The sequence below is a fragment of the Natrinema sp. 74 genome (assembly GCF_046097095.1).
Classification (GTDB): domain Archaea; phylum Halobacteriota; class Halobacteria; order Halobacteriales; family Natrialbaceae; genus Natrinema.
In genome coordinates, this window is record NZ_CP175698.1 from 3,092,891 (window position 1) to 3,107,015 (window position 14,125).

Consider the following 14,125-nt stretch of genomic DNA (forward strand, 5'->3'; position numbering starts at 1 on the left):
CGTCTCCGCACGGCGATGTCGCTCTAGAGGTCCATCCCGCCGTTGACGTCGATCACTTCTCCAGTTACGTACGAGGAGTCCTCGCTCGCGAGGAATCGAACCACGGCCGCGATGTCCTCGACCTCCGCGAGTCGTTCGAGCGGGATGCCCGAGACGATCCGATCGAGGACCTTGTCGGGGACGCTCTCGAGCATGTCGGTTCGGGTGAAGCCGGGGGCGACGCAGTTGGCCGTCGAGCCGCCCTGGGCGAGCTCGAGGGCGATCGTCCGCGTGAAGCCGAACATGCCGCTTTTGGCGGCGGCGTAGTTGGCCTGCCCGAAGTTGCCCTGTTTGCCGACGACGCTCGAGATGTTGATGAGCCGCCCCTCGTGGGCGTTCCAGATGTCGTCGTAGAAGGTCTGGGTGCAGTTGAACATGCCACCGAGGTTGACGTCCATCACGCGGTCCCATTCCTCGGGGGACATCTCGGTGAACTGCTTGTCGGCGGTGATGCCGGCGTTGTTCACCAGCACGTCGCACTGTCCGAAGGCCTCGTGGCAGACCTCGCGCATGTGTTCGACGTCGGCGCGGTCGGTGACATCGGCCTTGGCCGTGACGGCATCACCGCCGGCGGATTCGATGGCCTCGACGGCCTCGTGTGCCGGTCCCTCCGACGAGCGGTAGTTGACGACGACGTTCGCACCCTCCCGGCCGAGGTACTCGGCGATGCCCCGACCGATACCCCGTGCCGAGCCCGTGATTACGCACGTACGACCATCCATGGACATGCTTCTCGCCTTCAACGGCCGATGGTAAATAACGACCCGTTAGGTCACAATCACGTAGACTCGGCGACCCCGAACGGACCGTTCGACGGAAAATTCGCCGGGAGCGCACTACTGGTCTCGAGCCTGCTCGGCCCAGTCTTCGATGCGACGCGGCGAGATGCCCGTCTCGGCGGCGAGGTCTGCAACGTCCGCGTCGGCGAGATCGTCGAACGTCTCGATGCCGGCGGCGGCGAGGTCGTCCGCGTAGGCCCGGCCGACGCCGATCAGGTCGGTGAGGTCGTCGGGTTCCGACTCGATCGCGTCGGCCGTCTCCTCGTCGGCGACCTCTTCGACGACGTCCTCGTCGACGACCATCTCGCCCGGCTCCGCGGGGTCTTCCGTCACATCTTCCTCGCCGCGCTCGACGATCTCCTCGCTCGAGCGCGCTTCGCCGGGGAGATCGTCGGTCTCGGCCTCGGCGTCGGCCTCTGATTCGGTACTCGAGGTTGTTTCTACACTCGAGTTGCCGTCCGCAAGGTCCGCCGTCCCCGACTCGTCGCCGGCCACGTCCTCGGCGAGGGCGGCGTCGGCCCTCGGTTCCGATTCGGCGGGCGGTTCCGGTTCGCCTTCGGCCCCGTTCGACCGGGCCTCGAACCAGTCACAGACCTGCGGCCAGAGCTCCGCGTGGCTCCGCGAGGAGACGGACATGCCGATGTGGCCCGTCGCGAACTCGAGGATTTCCGTGTCTTCAGAGGAGATAACGTCGTTGAACGGTTTGGAGGCTTCCGGCGGAATGAGGTGGTCGTACTCGGCGACAATCTGGAGGACGGGCATGTCGATGTTCGAGAGGTCGACGTGGTCACCGTCCAGCGAGAGTTCGTTCTCGTGGAGCTTGTTTTCTTGATAGATGTCGCGGATGAACTCCTCGTAGGCCTCACCGGCGACGTCGATCCCCTCGTCGAGCCAGCGTTCCATCCGGGCGAAGTTCTCGACGAAGTCCTCGTCCTCGACGTTGTCGTAAAACCGGACGTATTTCGTCACGTTGTTCGCGACGGGGTCCATCAGCGCGAAGCCGATGTCCAAAAATTCCGCCGGGACGTTGTCGAAGGTCTCGGTGACCGTCTCGGGATCGTAGTAGTCTTCGGACCCCCAGAGCTCTAAGACGCCGCCCTCGCCGGCGAAACAGAGGCCGGCAGCCATCAGTGCGAGGTTCTTCACCTTTTCGGGGTACAGCGAAGCGTACATGGCCGACTTCGTGCCGCCCATACAGTAGCCGAGGATGTTGATCGCGTCCTGGCCGGAGCGCTCGCGAACTTCGTCGACGCAGTTGTCGATGTAGCGGTTGACGTAGTCGGAAAGCGACAGCGAACGGTCGAGCTTCGAGGGCTCGCCCCAGTCGATGAGGTAGACGTCGAAGCCGGCCTCGAGCAGCGTCTGAACCACGGAGCGGTCGGGCTGGAGATCGAGGATGTACGGCTTGTTGATCAGCGCGTAGACGACGAGGATCGGCACGTCGTGTTGCTCCTCGGTCATCGGCTCGTAGTGGAGGAGCCGCAGCTTGTTCTCCTCGTAGACGACTTCGCTGGGGGTCTGGCCCACGTCGACGGTCTCGACCGTTTCGGTGCGCTCCGGCGCGATCCGCGTCTTGTCGGCCAGATCGGCGGTCGCCTCCCAGGCCTGTCGTTGCATGTCCAGTGCGATCGAATACGGGTTCTTCATTCTTCTAGGTGCTCGAGGACGCGGTCGAGTTTCTCCTCGACGGCGTGCTGTCGGCGCTCGAGTTCGACGAGGCGGTCGCCGACTTCGACGATGTCGTCCGCGGTCGCGAAGCCGAGCGATCGGAGCGTCTCTTGAGAGGCCTCGTCGGCCTGTTGCTGGAGTTCGAGGACGTCGCCAACTGTCTCGCCGGTCATCTTCGCGAACGCGGTCGTCGACATGACGTCTTTGAACGCCTCGTTGGCCGTGTTGAGCCAGATATCGCGGAACTCTTCGACGTCTACGTCCTCGCCCTCGAACTGGTCGTTCATCCGTTCGACCATCTGCCGGGAGGCGTTCATCCACGTTTCGTAGGCGCGGGCGTAGCCCTCGATACCGTCGGAGATCTCGGCGTCGTCGCTGAGTTCACCGACGGTCTCGGACCAGCTCTCGACGAATCGGGCCTGGGCCTCCATGTTATCCTCGAGCGCCTCGAGGAACTGCTCGTTCCACTGTTCGACGAACGCGTTCCAGTTTTGCGCCTGGGGTCGTGAATCTGCCATGGCTGAAAATTGACGGGTACTGTAAAAAGCGATACCCCGACTACGCCGAAACGTCGAGGTCCTCGGCGGCCTCCTCGACGTTCTCGGCGACGGCAGTGACGTTCTGTTCGACCTGTTCGTGGGCGTCGAGGTAGGCGTCGAACGACGTGTCGATGACGTCGGCGTAGCTGCGAGCGAACTCCTCGTAGGCGACCTCCGACTCCTCGACGGCCTCGAGGACGGCCTCGAGCGACTGGGACTGGGCCTCGGTGGCGGAGTCAAAGCCCTCGTCGACGAGTTCGCGGAGTTCGTCGAACTCGGCGCTGCCTTCGGGCATCGACGCTTCGACGGCGTCGAAGTAGGCGTGGATCGCACCCTTAGTCAGTTCGGCGTTAGACTCGACCATCGCGCCCGACGTCTCGACGGCGTCGGCGAAGGCACCGAGTGAGGTCTGCTGGGCCTCGAGGGCGTCGTGGGTCATGCGCTGGCTCTGTTCGATCGCGGTACGCTGTGCGTCGAAGATGGCGGTGAACGGGTTCTGGGTCATGATTGGTCCTCTCGGTTTCGTTTGACGGGGACGACGATCGTCTGGACGATATCGCCCTCTTCGATATCGAGGGCGTCCCGCTCGGGTTCGGGAACGCTGATACGACCGCCGCTCTGGACGCGGGCCTTGAACGTCGCCGTGCCCATGTTCATCGGGCCGAAGGCCGACGCGTTTTCGAACGGATTCGCCGAGGTAGCCTGCAGCAACCGGTTCATCATCTCCCGCTGGGATTCGGCGACCTGCTCGCCGGCTTCTTGCATCTCCTGCATTCCCTCGGTAAACATCGCAGGCGGGAACCAGAGCGATCGGTCGGAGTCGTCCGTCATCGTCAGTTCGTTGGATCGCAGACACAATAAGCCTTTCCGCTAGATACCATCTAATGCCACGAGATGGTTTTCTAATCCATTCAGTGGCTCAATGAGCCATCCACTGTTCTGGGACGAAACTACAACTGAATTCGAGTATCGAGAGAAAACTGCCCCGAGACGCCCTGTAAGGCGTTGTTACGCTTCTAAACAGTAAGAATAATGGCAGTAAAACAGCCAAAGAAGTCATATGTACCCCACACCTAGCCGCTCGTAGATGGCATACGAGAACACGCGAGACGAGAACCTCGCCGCGATGACGAGCGCGTGGTCGGCGATGACGCGAGGGTTTCTCCGAACCGCGACCGCGGCGAATCGTGCGGCCGTCTCCGCGATGCTTCCGTCGGCCGACGGCGAGAGCGATCGAGATACCGAGCGCGTCAGTCCGCCGATCCCGTCGATCGACTACTCTGATCTCGACTGGCAGTTCGACCGCACCGTCGACGATCCAGACCACATCAGCGTCGGCGATACCGTCACGTTCGAAAAGGCGCTCTCCGACGAGGACGTTCGAGCGTTCGCCGCGGTCAGCGGCGACACGAACCGCCTCCATCTCGACGAGGCGTTCGCGTCCGACACCCGATTCGGCGAACGCATCGTTCATGGTACCCTCGCTTCCGGACTCATCAGCGCCGCCCTCGCTCGGCTCCCCGGACTCACGATCTATCTCTCTCAGGACCTCGAGTTCAGCGGTCCCGTCGGCATCGGCGACCGAGTCTCGGCCCGCGTCGAGATCGTCGAGAACCTCGGCAACGACCAGTACCGACTCGAGACGGTCGTCCGCGACGAGGATGACGACGCGACGGTCATCGACGGCGAGGCGGTCGTCCTAATCGACGACCTGCCCGCCGAGTGAGCGGCCGACGCGACCGACGGCGCTCGCATCGACGGTCACCGGGGAAACCGGTGCAGTGTTGCTAAGTACCTCCTCGCGGAACGCATCCGTATGACACTTTTCGGGACGGCAGGAATCCGCGGTCCGGTCGAGGAGGTGTCGCCGTCGCTTGCGCTATCCGTCGGCCAAGCGGCGGCCGAACCCGGGGAAACGTTCGTCGTCGGCCGCGACGGTCGGGAGACGGGGCCGGCGCTCGCAGCGGCGATGGAGGCCGGCCTCGAGAGTGCCGGAGCCGACGTTCGCCGCATCGGACAGGTCCCGACGCCCGCGCTCGCCTTCGCCTCGCAGGGCCGACGGGGCGTCATGCTCACTGCGAGTCACAACCCGCCCGCGGACAACGGGATCAAGCTCTTCGTCGACGGCGTCGAGTACGACAGCGACGCCGAGCAGACCGTCGACGGCCGCGTGGCGAGCGGGCAGTCTCGCCTCGCTCCGTGGCACGACTGGGGCGACGTCGAACGGCTCGCCGTCCTCGAGCAGTACCGCGACGCCGTCGTCTCCTACGTTCGAGAGCGATTCGGGGCTCTGGCCGAACGGACCGAAACAGCGCCGTCCGACCCGCTCGCAGGGCTTCGGATCGCCGTCGACTGCGGCAACGGGATGGGGGCGCTCGCGACGCCGCAGGTCCTCGAGCGACTCGGCGCATCGGTCGTCGCGGTCAACGCCTCGGTCGACGGCCACTTCCCCGGCCGGGGAAGCAAACCGACCCCCGAGACGCTCTCGGCGTTCAGCGACTTCCTCGCGGACGGAAGCGAGACGAGACGCACCGCGGACCGTCCGAGCGGTGACCCCGTGAGTGCCGGCTTCGACCTCGGCCTCGCACACGACGGCGACGCTGACCGACTCGTCGTCCTCGGGCCCGACGGCGACGTGATCCACGAGGATACGATCCTCGCAGTGGTTGCAGCCCACTACACCGCAGCCAGCGACGCGGACGACCCCGTCGTCGTCACGACGCCAAACGCCTCCGCCCGCATCGACGAGCGAGTCCGTGCGGCCGGCGGACGCGTCGAACGCACTCGGCTGGGCGTGCTCCACGAAGGGATCGCTCGAGAGCGCGCTCGCGGGGCCGGGGGCACCGAGATCGTCTTCGCGGCCGAACCGTGGAAACACATCCACACCGCCTTCGGCGGCTGGATCGACGGCGTCGTCAGCGCCGCGGCCGTCGCCGCGCTCGTCGCCGAGGCCGGCGACACCGAAACGCTCCGGGCTCCCGTCACCGAACGCCCCTACCGGAAGGTCAGCGTCGAGTGCCCGGACGACGCGAAAGCCGAAACCATGGTCACCCTCGAGACTGCACTCCCCGAGGCTTTCCCGGAGGCGACAGTTGAGACGGAGTACGGCGTCCGCCTCGAGTTCGCCGACGCATCGTGGCTACTGGTCCGACCCAGCGGAACGGAGCCGTACGTGCGCCTCTACGCGGAGAGCGACAGTGTCGACGAACTCGTCGCCGAGGCCCGTACGGTCATCGAGACGGCGGTCGCGGACGAGCGATAGGGAGCCGACATCCTTTGGTAGCCGGTGGTCGAACCGCACCCCATGGACGACCTGATCGAGGCCGCTCGCGACGTCCAGCAGCGTTCGCACGTTCCCTATTCCGAGTACCGGGTCGGTGCCGCCCTCGAGACCGACGACGGCGAGGTCTTCGTCGGCTGTAACTTAGAGAACGCGAACTTCAGCAACAGTCTCCACGCCGAGGAGGTCGCGGTCGCCGAGGCGGTGAAGAAGGGCCACCGCGACTTCGCGCGCCTCGCCGTGAGTTCGAGCCGCCGCGACGGCGTCACCCCCTGCGGGATGTGCCGACAGACCCTCGCCGAGTTCTGCGACGACGACCTGCTCGTGATCTGCGACGAGGGCGACGACGAGACACCGACCGAGTACACGCTCGGCGACCTGCTGCCGAACACGATCAGTCAGGAGACGCTCGAGTAACGACCGTCGCTTTCCGGCCGCTCGCTCGGTCGCCGCCACGCGCCCCGCGGCGATGAACGCTCGCGCGTGGGGCGTCCCCTCGTCGCCTCGTTACTCATCTCGTCGCCGTCGATCGCGTCCTCTCTCGGCGCGGTCATGGATTTATTTTCGGTCGCTGCGAGAGTCGGCCGACTTACGGCTCGCTCTTCTCGAGATAGTCGCGCAGGACCGTCCGGTGACACCGCTTCTTCTCGGTGTTTTCATAACAGACCAGGGCCAGCGACTCGCCCGAGGCCAGGCGCTCCTCGAGCGCGTCGAGCGCCGCCCGCGCGTCGTCGTCCGTCTCGAGGTACTCCCGATACGCCTCGTCGAACCCGACCTGGTCCCACGCGGCGTTGTGCGCACCTTCCTCGCAGAGCCCCTGCATCTTCATGTCCTCTTCGGCGTCGCGCATCGACTCGAGCAGGTCGGCCGGCGGCCCGAGCGCGGGCCGGTTCTCGTCGACGGCCCCGTGGAACCACGACGTGGGCCGGCGAACGACGCCGACGCGCGTCGCGTCCGCCGGCAGCTCGGCGAGATCGTGCTGGATCGCGGCGACGTAGGTGTCCGTAAGCGTGCCCCGTGCCATATGATCCCTTACTCCCGTCCCGCATTTATATACGGTGGCGGATCGAACCGCCGGCAATCGATGGCTCGCGACAGCGAAGACCCCAACACGGACGTCCAGTACCACCTCGCGGTCGGCCCCGACGACGTCGCCGACACCGTCCTCCTGCCAGGGAACCCCGAACGCCTCGAGAAAATCGTCGCGTTCTGGGACGACCACGAGATGCGGGGCCACCATCGCGAGTATCGGACGGCGACTGGCGCGTACGAGGGGACGCCGATCTCGGTCACCTCGACGGGCATCGGAAGTCCTTCGGCCGCGATCGCGGTCGAGGAACTGGCGCGAGTGGGAGTGGAGACGTTCATCCGGGTGGGCTCTTGCGGGGCGATCCAACCCGACATGGCCGTGGGAGACCTGGTGATCACGACCGGCGCGGTTCGCCAGGAGGGGACCAGCGACGAGTACGTCCGCGAGGACTATCCGGCCGCGGCGGATCAGGAGGTCGTCTCCGCGCTCGTCGCCGCCGCCGAACGGCTCGGGTATGACTACCACACGGGGGTGACGATGAGTTCGGACTCCTTCTACGCAGGTCAGGGCCGACCCGGGTTCGACGGCTTCGAGGCCGCCGGGGCAGACGATCTGATCGACGAACTCAAAGCGGCGAACGTCAAAAACATCGAGATGGAGGCGAGCGCCATCCTCACGCTCGCGAATCTCTACGGGCTTCGCGCCGGGGCGGTCTGTACCGTCTACGCTAATCGCGAGACCGGCGCGTTCAGGACCGAAGGCGAGTCACGAGCCGCCGAGACCGCGACGCTTGCAACCCACCTCCTGGCGAAGATGGACGCCGTCAAACGCGAGGCCGGTGCCGACCGCTGGCACGCCGGACTTTCACTCGAGTAGGGTCACGCCGGCAGTCCGATGCCGGAACCCGCGTCAGTCCCGGACGCGGACGATCCCGTCCTCGAGGACCTTCCGGTTGGGGACGATGTACTCCTCGGAGTCGTCCTCGATCTTGGTGACGAACAGATCGACCTCCTGGACGATGCCCGTCTGGTCGCCGATCCGGATCTCGTCGCCGATCCCGTAGGGCTGGTTGAGCAAGAGGTAGATGCCGGCTGCGCTCGAGACGAGGAAGTCCTTGAACGCGACGGTGCCGACGATGACGACGCCGACGGCGTACACCGTCAGAAGGATGAGCAGGGCTGTGACGTGGACGCCGACCTGACCCAGCGCGATGATGAAGGTAACGTACAGGACGGAGTACTTGACCAGCTTCGGGATGACCGACACCTCGGGGAGCTTGACGCCCCGCAGGTACTCGCTGACGATGAGTTCGGACTTGTCCGCGACGATAAAGCCGAGGATGAGCACGAGGACGGCGATGAATAGCTGGGGGATGAACTCCGTGACCCGGAGCCAGAAGGCGTCCGTGTCAAGCAGCTGGGCGATGTGAATCGCCGTGAGGACCGCGATACCGTAGATGAACCACGAACTCAGCCGCGCGACGATCTTGACCGTCGACGTGCCGATCGATTGGGCGGTTCGCTCGAACGGCGTCCCCTCGACGGCCTCGGGCACGCCGGAGGCGGCCAGCAGCTCCTCGTTGAGCCGGCCGACGAGATAGCCGACGACGAGGCCCAGCGCCAGCACCGCCGCCGCTATGACGGCCGGTTCGTTGACGAACGGCTGCCACTCTACCATATCAGTACGCCTCCGGATCGACCTCCAAAATGAGTTCACCGCCCTTGAACGCCCGGACGAGCCCGTCGCTCTCGGAGAGCACGATCGTGATCGAGTTGGTATCGCGCGTGATCGCACCGCCCGCCATGTGTCGCGCACCCAACCCCTTCGGGATGTCGACTCCTTCCGCTGACGGCTCGAGGTAGCGATACGCCGAGACGATCTTGCCGGCGTCCGAGATGACGAACGCGCCGTCGAGGCGTGAGAACTCCTTTAACATGACGTTCACGATCGGGTCACCGACGTGGACGTGAGACTTCTCGAAGGGGTTGTAGGAAAGCGGTCGCGACTTGTTCATCACCTTCCCCGCATCGCCGACGACGAACAGCGCGCCGACCGGCTTCCCCTTCTGGCCTTTCTGTCCCAGTTCGATCGCCAACTCGAGAACAGCCTTGATGACCTCCGGATCGGCCCGGGACTTGACGAACAGGTCGTAGATCCCGGTGTGGGTCTCCGCATCGGCGCGGACCCGGGAGACCGTGTCGATCCCGTCGCTGAAGACGCTCGTCGCGCAGGCGAGTTCGTCGCCGTCCTCGACCACGCCCTGTTCTAAGGCCCCCTCGAGGCCGAAGCGAATTCGGTCGGTGATCTCCTCGAAGGCGAGCGGAAGCTCGACGAACGTCTCGGCTCCGACCGCGTTTTCCGTTCCGACGACGATCGCGTCGACGTCGTCGACGGCCGAGAACCGTTCGTAGTACGAGCCACTGGGAGAGAAGAGCATAACGGCATCGACATTCGCAAAGAGATCCCCGAACACATCGTCTAACCCGGCCATTGCTCATACAAGTCCGTCCCGCGTGAATAAGCGTTTTGGAGCGTCTGACGCGCGTCTTTCGCCCTCGCTTAGCGCCGGGTTCCCCGCCGCTCGGGACGTGTCTGTCCCGTCCCGGTATCGGGGATGGCTACTGACGGCTCGAGTTGCGCCAGTGCCCGCCGGGCACACGCGGCTTCGGCCCGAACCTCCCGCAGGTGTCGGAGCGCGTCGCGTCGTTCGGGCTCGAGACCGTCTTCACCGGCCGGTCGCCACGCGTCGGCAAGAGTGCTGTCGCTCGCGAAATTGCTCGCGACAGCAATGCGCGGGACCGGATTCGAACCGCGAGAACTTCGCTTCCCTCGTCCTCTGGGCCGCGAATCCGTTCCTGCTTCCTCACTCCGAACTGCTCGCTACGCTCGCAGTTCTCCGCTCAGTGCGCGGGACCGGATTCGAACCGGCGGACCCCTACGGGACAGCGTCCTAAGCGCTGCGCCGTTGGCCTAGCTTGGCTACCCGCGCGCATTTTCGCATTTTCACGATTCGAGTAAGAACCTGTCGGTCCGCGTCAGCTGTATTTCACCGGTTCCTCGGGCGACCAGTCCGGCGGGACGATGAACGTCACGTGTTCCGGGTCCCGAAGCTGGTGCAGTTCCGCGGCCTGTTCGGCCAGCGATCGCTCTCGATACGGCATCTCGAGCCCGCAACCGGTACAGACGAGTTTGCAGGTTGGCTCTTTCATATCGAGGGTGCTGGACCGACAGCGAACGACGACATCGCGTTTCCCTTCGGGCGACGGCGGGTTTAGTAGTCGTCTCCTATCGAAATCGACCGAGAACGGCCGTCCGTCCGAGTCACCCGTATCGAGCCGTTGCCCGTCGTAGTACGTCATTGGTGGCCTCGGCGTGCTGGCCGCGCCCGGACCGATGTCGTGACCGTACGTTTATGCCGACCGATCCGATACCGAGACGTATGCACAGCGCCCGGGATCGCGTCGAATACGAACCGTGGCTCGAGGAACTCGAGGCCGTCGCCGACCGGCTGGCGCTCTCGTCGGAGGCGCGGTCGTGTGCGGTCGATCTCTTCCTCGCCGACGTTCCCGCGTCCGATCGGTCGAAGCGAGCGGTACTGGCCGCGAGTCTCTACGCCGGCTCGCTCGTCGCCGGCGACGGCCGCACGCAGGGGGCCGTCGCCGACGCCGCGGACGTCTCCCGACTGTCGATCCAGTCTCGCTGGAAGGACCTCCTCGAGTCGGCGGGCCTCGAGCCGCCGCGCTGGTAGCGAGGCCGTACGGCCGACCGTTTCACGGGACAGTGGCTCGCTTCGATCCCGTAAGACGATGCTATTCGAAGCATCGCCGAATCGACAGCAACAAGAAGTAACACTGTAGCGGTCGACCGTTCGGAACCACTCTCGCGGCGACCGACCGGCCGCGTTCTTAGACCTGCGCCGGTTACTCGTCGATGACGTTCCCGTGTTCGTCGATTTCGCCGTTGACGATACGCGTACTCGAGATGATGTCGTCGTCCTCTGCCAGGAGGTGGGGGACGACCACGACCTCCAGCGGATCGTGACCGTGTTCGCGGCGAATCTCGTTGATTCGGTTCCCGCCCTCGCGGGTCTCCGGTGAGACGACGAGGTAGTCAAACGTCGGTTCGGTGGCGATCCCCGTCGGCTTCGTCAGCTTTCGAACCTCGAACTCGCGGTCGTAGTCGGCCGCGATCGACTCGAGTTCCTCCTCGAGGTCCGCCTTTCGGTCGTCGAACGATCTGACGCGCCGTTCGACGGCGCGTGTCTTCGGCGCGAGTTCGTCGCTAGTCAGGCCGACGGTCACGTCTCCAAGTTCGAATGCCCGTTCGAACAGCCGCCGGTGGCCGTCATGAACGGGGTCGAAGGTCCCACCAAGCGCGACGTCCATACCCCACGTCACATGCGCGGTGCGTATAAAAGGGTCGAATCGACATGTTTTCTCATCCCGCGGCGCTGCACGCTATTCGAATTAAAAGTCGACGATCGTCGAAACTCCCCTTCACATTGTTTTTAGTAGTCGCCCGCAGTGTCCCCGATATGGGACTCGACGAGGACGCACTGGAGTACCACCGGACCGATCCACCGGGCAAGATCGAGATATCGACGACGAAACCGACGAACACGCAACGCGACCTCTCACTGGCGTACTCGCCGGGTGTCGCCGCGCCGTGTCTCGAGATCGACGAAGACGCGACCGACGCGTACAGCTACACGGCCAAGGGCAATCTCGTGGGCGTGGTTTCGAACGGGTCGGCCGTCCTCGGCCTCGGCGACATCGGTGCGCAGGCCTCAAAGCCCGTCATGGAGGGCAAAGGCGTGCTATTCAAGCGCTTCGCCGATATCGACGTCTTCGACATCGAACTCGACGATTCCGATCCCGACAAACTCGTCGAGGCCATCAAGATGATGGAGCCCACCTTCGGCGGCATCAACTTAGAGGACATCAAAGCGCCCGGCTGTTTCACCGTCGAGGAGCGCCTGCGCGAGGAGATCGACATTCCCGTCTTCCACGACGACCAGCACGGGACCGCCATCATCTCCGGAGCCGCGCTGTTAAACGCCGCCGACATCGCCGGCAAGAGTCTGGAAGAACTCGAGATCACCTTCTCGGGAGCCGGCGCGAGCGCCATTGCGACGGCGCAGTTCTACGTCTCGCTTGGCTGTCGGCGGGAGAACATTACGATGTGTGACTCCTCGGGGATCATCACCGAGGCCCGTGCCGAAGAGGGTGATGTCAACGAGTACAAACGGCAGTTCGCCCGCGACGTGCCCGAGGGCGGCCTCGCAGACGCGATGGAGGGTGCCGACGTGTTCGTCGGCCTCTCGATCGGCGATATCGTCAGCCAGGACATGGTGCGCTCGATGGCCGAGAACCCGATCATCTTCGCGATGGCCAACCCCGACCCCGAAATCGGCTACGAGGCGGCCAAGGCGGCCCGCGACGATACGGTCATCATGGCGACGGGGCGGTCTGACTATCCGAATCAGGTCAACAACGTCCTCGGGTTCCCCTTTATCTTCCGTGGCGCACTCGACGTCCGTGCTACCGAGATCAACGAGGAAATGAAGGTCGCCTGCGCCGAGGCGCTGGCCGAACTCGCCCGTCAGGACGTGCCAGACGCGGTCGTCAAAGCCTACGGCGACGACCCGATCCAGTACGGCCCCGACTATATCATCCCCAAGCCCGTCGACCCCCGCGTCCTCTTCCGCGTCGCACCGTCGATCGCCGAGGCCGCGATGGAGTCCGGTGCCGCACGCGCCGAACTCGATCTCGAGGCCTACGAGGAGGAACTCGAGGCTCGACTGGGCAAGTCCCGCGAGATGATGCGCGTCGTCCTCAACAAGGCGAAAAGCGATCCCAAGACGGTCGCACTCGCAGAGGGCGAAAACGAGAAGATGATCCGCGCGGCCTACCAGATCCAAGAGCAGGGGATCGCCTTGCCGATCCTCATCGGCGACGAGGACGAAATCAAGCGGACGTCGGCGAACCTCGGGCTGGACTTCGACCCGACCGTCGCCGACCCCTCGGTCGGCGATTACGATGAGTACGCCGACCGGCTTCACGAACTCCGCGCCCGGAAAGGGATCACGCGAAGCGAGGCCGGCGAACTCATCGAGCACGACACGAACTACTTCGGGAGCGTCATGGTCGAACAGGGCGACGCCGACGCGCTCCTGACGGGACTGTCCCATCACTACCCCTCGGCGCTACGACCCCCGCTGCAGGTGGTCGGCACCGCCGATGACGTCGACTACGCGGCGGGCGTCTACATGCTGACGTTCAAAAACCGCGTGATCTTCGTCGCCGACGCGACGGTCAATCAGGACCCCGACGAGGAGGTCCTCGCGGAGGTCACCAAACAGACCGGCAAGCTCGCCCGCCGATTCAACATCGAACCGCGCGCCGCCTTGCTCTCGTACTCGAACTTCGGCAGCGTCGACAACGAGGGCACCCGCAAACCGCGTAGGGCGGCCGCCACGCTCCAGGACGACCCCGAGGTCGACTTCCCCGTCGACGGCGAGATGCAGGCCGACACCGCCGTCGTCGAGGACATCCTCGAGGGCACCTACGGCTTCTCCGACCTCGAGGACCCCGCCAACGTGTTGGTCTTCCCGAACCTCGAGTCGGGCAACATCGGCTACAAGCTGCTCCAGCGACTCGGCGGGGCCGACGCCATCGGACCCATGCTGGTCGGGATGGACGAACCTGTTCACGTCCTCCAGCGCGGCGACGAGGTCAAAGACATCGTCAACCTCGCTGGCGTCGCGGTCGTCGACGCCCAACAAGAGTAA

General features: G+C 64.9%; 16 protein-coding genes and 1 tRNA gene. 6 read left to right on the forward strand and 11 right to left on the reverse strand.

Going from position 1 to position 14,125, the window contains the following annotated elements; all coding sequences use genetic code 11:
* Positions 1 to 23: 23 nt before the first annotated feature.
* The 5 genes from ACJ70B_RS15435 to ACJ70B_RS15455 form a co-directional block, all read right to left on the reverse strand.
* The gene (locus ACJ70B_RS15435; protein ID WP_408957879.1) at positions 24 to 767 is read right to left on the reverse strand and encodes a beta-ketoacyl-ACP reductase; all 744 of its coding nucleotides are present in this window, start codon (positions 765 to 767) and stop codon (positions 24 to 26) included.
* A 108-nt stretch (positions 768 to 875) separates the two neighbouring features.
* Positions 876 to 2,465: a class III poly(R)-hydroxyalkanoic acid synthase subunit PhaC gene (phaC, locus tag ACJ70B_RS15440; protein WP_408957880.1), complete on the reverse strand. Its 1,590-nt coding sequence runs from the start codon at positions 2,463 to 2,465 to the stop codon at positions 876 to 878.
* Positions 2,462 to 3,004 carry a poly(R)-hydroxyalkanoic acid synthase subunit gene (locus tag ACJ70B_RS15445; protein WP_408957881.1) on the reverse strand — a complete coding sequence of 181 codons (543 nt, stop codon included), beginning with the start codon at positions 3,002 to 3,004 and terminating at the stop codon, positions 2,462 to 2,464. Before ACJ70B_RS15445 ends, phaC begins: the two co-directional genes overlap by 4 nt.
* A gap of 40 nt (positions 3,005 to 3,044) precedes the next feature.
* On the reverse strand, positions 3,045 to 3,530 hold the full coding sequence (locus tag ACJ70B_RS15450; RefSeq protein ID WP_408957882.1) for a hypothetical protein: 486 nt from the start codon (positions 3,528 to 3,530) through the stop codon (positions 3,045 to 3,047).
* Entirely contained in the window at positions 3,527 to 3,856 is a 330-nt protein-coding gene (locus ACJ70B_RS15455; protein WP_408957883.1) for a hypothetical protein, read from the reverse strand. Before ACJ70B_RS15455 ends, ACJ70B_RS15450 begins: the two co-directional genes overlap by 4 nt.
* A 256-nt stretch (positions 3,857 to 4,112) precedes the next feature.
* Here ACJ70B_RS15455 and ACJ70B_RS15460 point away from each other — a divergent pair, with 256 nt between their 5' ends.
* The 3 genes from ACJ70B_RS15460 (at position 4,113) to cdd (ending at position 6,722) form a co-directional block, all read left to right on the forward strand.
* Positions 4,113 to 4,751 carry a MaoC family dehydratase gene (locus ACJ70B_RS15460; protein ID WP_408957884.1) on the forward strand — a complete coding sequence of 213 codons (639 nt, stop codon included), beginning with the start codon at positions 4,113 to 4,115 and terminating at the stop codon, positions 4,749 to 4,751.
* 90 nt (positions 4,752 to 4,841) lie between these two features.
* Positions 4,842 to 6,287, forward strand: a complete 1,446-nt coding sequence (locus tag ACJ70B_RS15465; protein WP_408957885.1) for a phosphomannomutase — start codon at positions 4,842 to 4,844, stop codon at positions 6,285 to 6,287.
* A gap of 42 nt (positions 6,288 to 6,329) precedes the next feature.
* The gene (gene cdd / locus ACJ70B_RS15470) at positions 6,330 to 6,722 is read left to right on the forward strand and encodes a cytidine deaminase (RefSeq protein WP_408957886.1); all 393 of its coding nucleotides are present in this window, start codon (positions 6,330 to 6,332) and stop codon (positions 6,720 to 6,722) included.
* 172 nt (positions 6,723 to 6,894) lie between these two features.
* Here the strand turns inward: cdd and ACJ70B_RS15475 are convergent, their stop codons facing one another.
* A complete protein-coding gene (locus ACJ70B_RS15475) occupies positions 6,895 to 7,329 on the reverse strand; it encodes a DUF488 family protein (protein ID WP_408957887.1) in 435 nt (144 codons plus the stop codon).
* A 60-nt stretch (positions 7,330 to 7,389) separates the two neighbouring features.
* On the opposite strand from ACJ70B_RS15475, the gene ACJ70B_RS15480 reads away from it, so the two are divergent.
* Complete coding sequence (locus ACJ70B_RS15480) at positions 7,390 to 8,211, forward strand: nucleoside phosphorylase (RefSeq protein ID WP_408957888.1); 822 nt, start codon at positions 7,390 to 7,392, stop codon at positions 8,209 to 8,211.
* A gap of 33 nt (positions 8,212 to 8,244) precedes the next feature.
* On the opposite strand, the gene ACJ70B_RS15485 is transcribed toward ACJ70B_RS15480, so the two are convergent.
* The 4 genes from ACJ70B_RS15485 to ACJ70B_RS15500 all read right to left on the reverse strand — a co-directional run bounded on the left by ACJ70B_RS15485 (position 8,245) and on the right by ACJ70B_RS15500 (position 10,694).
* Positions 8,245 to 9,012, reverse strand: a complete 768-nt coding sequence (locus ACJ70B_RS15485; RefSeq protein ID WP_408957889.1) for a mechanosensitive ion channel family protein — start codon at positions 9,010 to 9,012, stop codon at positions 8,245 to 8,247.
* A gap of 1 nt (position 9,013) precedes the next feature.
* A complete protein-coding gene (gene dacZ / locus ACJ70B_RS15490) occupies positions 9,014 to 9,826 on the reverse strand; it encodes a diadenylate cyclase DacZ (protein ID WP_408957890.1) in 813 nt (270 codons plus the stop codon).
* Positions 9,827 to 10,239: 413 nt separating this feature from the next.
* Positions 10,240 to 10,324 (reverse strand) — tRNA-Leu (locus ACJ70B_RS15495).
* Between the two features lie 46 nt (positions 10,325 to 10,370).
* Positions 10,371 to 10,694, reverse strand: a complete 324-nt coding sequence (locus tag ACJ70B_RS15500) for a hypothetical protein (RefSeq protein ID WP_408960143.1) — start codon at positions 10,692 to 10,694, stop codon at positions 10,371 to 10,373.
* 80 nt (positions 10,695 to 10,774) lie between these two features.
* Between ACJ70B_RS15500 and ACJ70B_RS15505 the strand changes: the two genes are divergently transcribed.
* Positions 10,775 to 11,083, forward strand: coding sequence for a transcription initiation factor IIB family protein (locus ACJ70B_RS15505; protein WP_408957891.1), 309 nt, complete (start codon positions 10,775 to 10,777; stop codon positions 11,081 to 11,083).
* 172 nt (positions 11,084 to 11,255) lie between these two features.
* On the opposite strand, the gene ACJ70B_RS15510 is transcribed toward ACJ70B_RS15505, so the two are convergent.
* The gene (locus ACJ70B_RS15510) at positions 11,256 to 11,720 is read right to left on the reverse strand and encodes a phosphopantetheine adenylyltransferase (RefSeq protein WP_408957892.1); all 465 of its coding nucleotides are present in this window, start codon (positions 11,718 to 11,720) and stop codon (positions 11,256 to 11,258) included.
* A 149-nt stretch (positions 11,721 to 11,869) separates the two neighbouring features.
* Between ACJ70B_RS15510 and ACJ70B_RS15515 the strand changes: the two genes are divergently transcribed.
* Complete coding sequence (locus tag ACJ70B_RS15515; protein ID WP_408957893.1) at positions 11,870 to 14,125, forward strand: NADP-dependent malic enzyme; 2,256 nt, start codon at positions 11,870 to 11,872, stop codon at positions 14,123 to 14,125.

Bases quoted from the DNA above. Each gene is read 5' to 3' on its own strand.
- ACJ70B_RS15435 (WP_408957879.1), bottom strand. From the start codon at position 767: ATGTCCATGGATGGTCGTACGTGCGTAATCACGGGCTCGGCACGGGGT.
- ACJ70B_RS15450 (WP_408957882.1), bottom strand. From the start codon at position 3,530: ATGACCCAGAACCCGTTCACCGCCATCTTCGACGCACAGCGTACCGCG.
- ACJ70B_RS15465 (WP_408957885.1), top strand. From the start codon at position 4,842: ATGACACTTTTCGGGACGGCAGGAATCCGCGGTCCGGTCGAGGAGGTG.
- ACJ70B_RS15475 (WP_408957887.1), bottom strand. From the start codon at position 7,329: ATGGCACGGGGCACGCTTACGGACACCTACGTCGCCGCGATCCAGCAC.
- ACJ70B_RS15445 (WP_408957881.1), bottom strand. From the start codon at position 3,004: ATGGCAGATTCACGACCCCAGGCGCAAAACTGGAACGCGTTCGTCGAA.
- ACJ70B_RS15480 (WP_408957888.1), top strand. From the start codon at position 7,390: ATGGCTCGCGACAGCGAAGACCCCAACACGGACGTCCAGTACCACCTC.
- phaC (WP_408957880.1), bottom strand. From the start codon at position 2,465: ATGAAGAACCCGTATTCGATCGCACTGGACATGCAACGACAGGCCTGG.
- ACJ70B_RS15485 (WP_408957889.1), bottom strand. From the start codon at position 9,012: ATGGTAGAGTGGCAGCCGTTCGTCAACGAACCGGCCGTCATAGCGGCG.
- dacZ (WP_408957890.1), bottom strand. From the start codon at position 9,826: ATGGCCGGGTTAGACGATGTGTTCGGGGATCTCTTTGCGAATGTCGAT.
- ACJ70B_RS15505 (WP_408957891.1), top strand. From the start codon at position 10,775: ATGCACAGCGCCCGGGATCGCGTCGAATACGAACCGTGGCTCGAGGAA.
- cdd (WP_408957886.1), top strand. From the start codon at position 6,330: ATGGACGACCTGATCGAGGCCGCTCGCGACGTCCAGCAGCGTTCGCAC.
- ACJ70B_RS15515 (WP_408957893.1), top strand. From the start codon at position 11,870: ATGGGACTCGACGAGGACGCACTGGAGTACCACCGGACCGATCCACCG.
- ACJ70B_RS15510 (WP_408957892.1), bottom strand. From the start codon at position 11,720: ATGGACGTCGCGCTTGGTGGGACCTTCGACCCCGTTCATGACGGCCAC.
- ACJ70B_RS15460 (WP_408957884.1), top strand. From the start codon at position 4,113: ATGGCATACGAGAACACGCGAGACGAGAACCTCGCCGCGATGACGAGC.
- ACJ70B_RS15500 (WP_408960143.1), bottom strand. From the start codon at position 10,694: ATGACGTACTACGACGGGCAACGGCTCGATACGGGTGACTCGGACGGA.
- ACJ70B_RS15455 (WP_408957883.1), bottom strand. From the start codon at position 3,856: ATGACGGACGACTCCGACCGATCGCTCTGGTTCCCGCCTGCGATGTTT.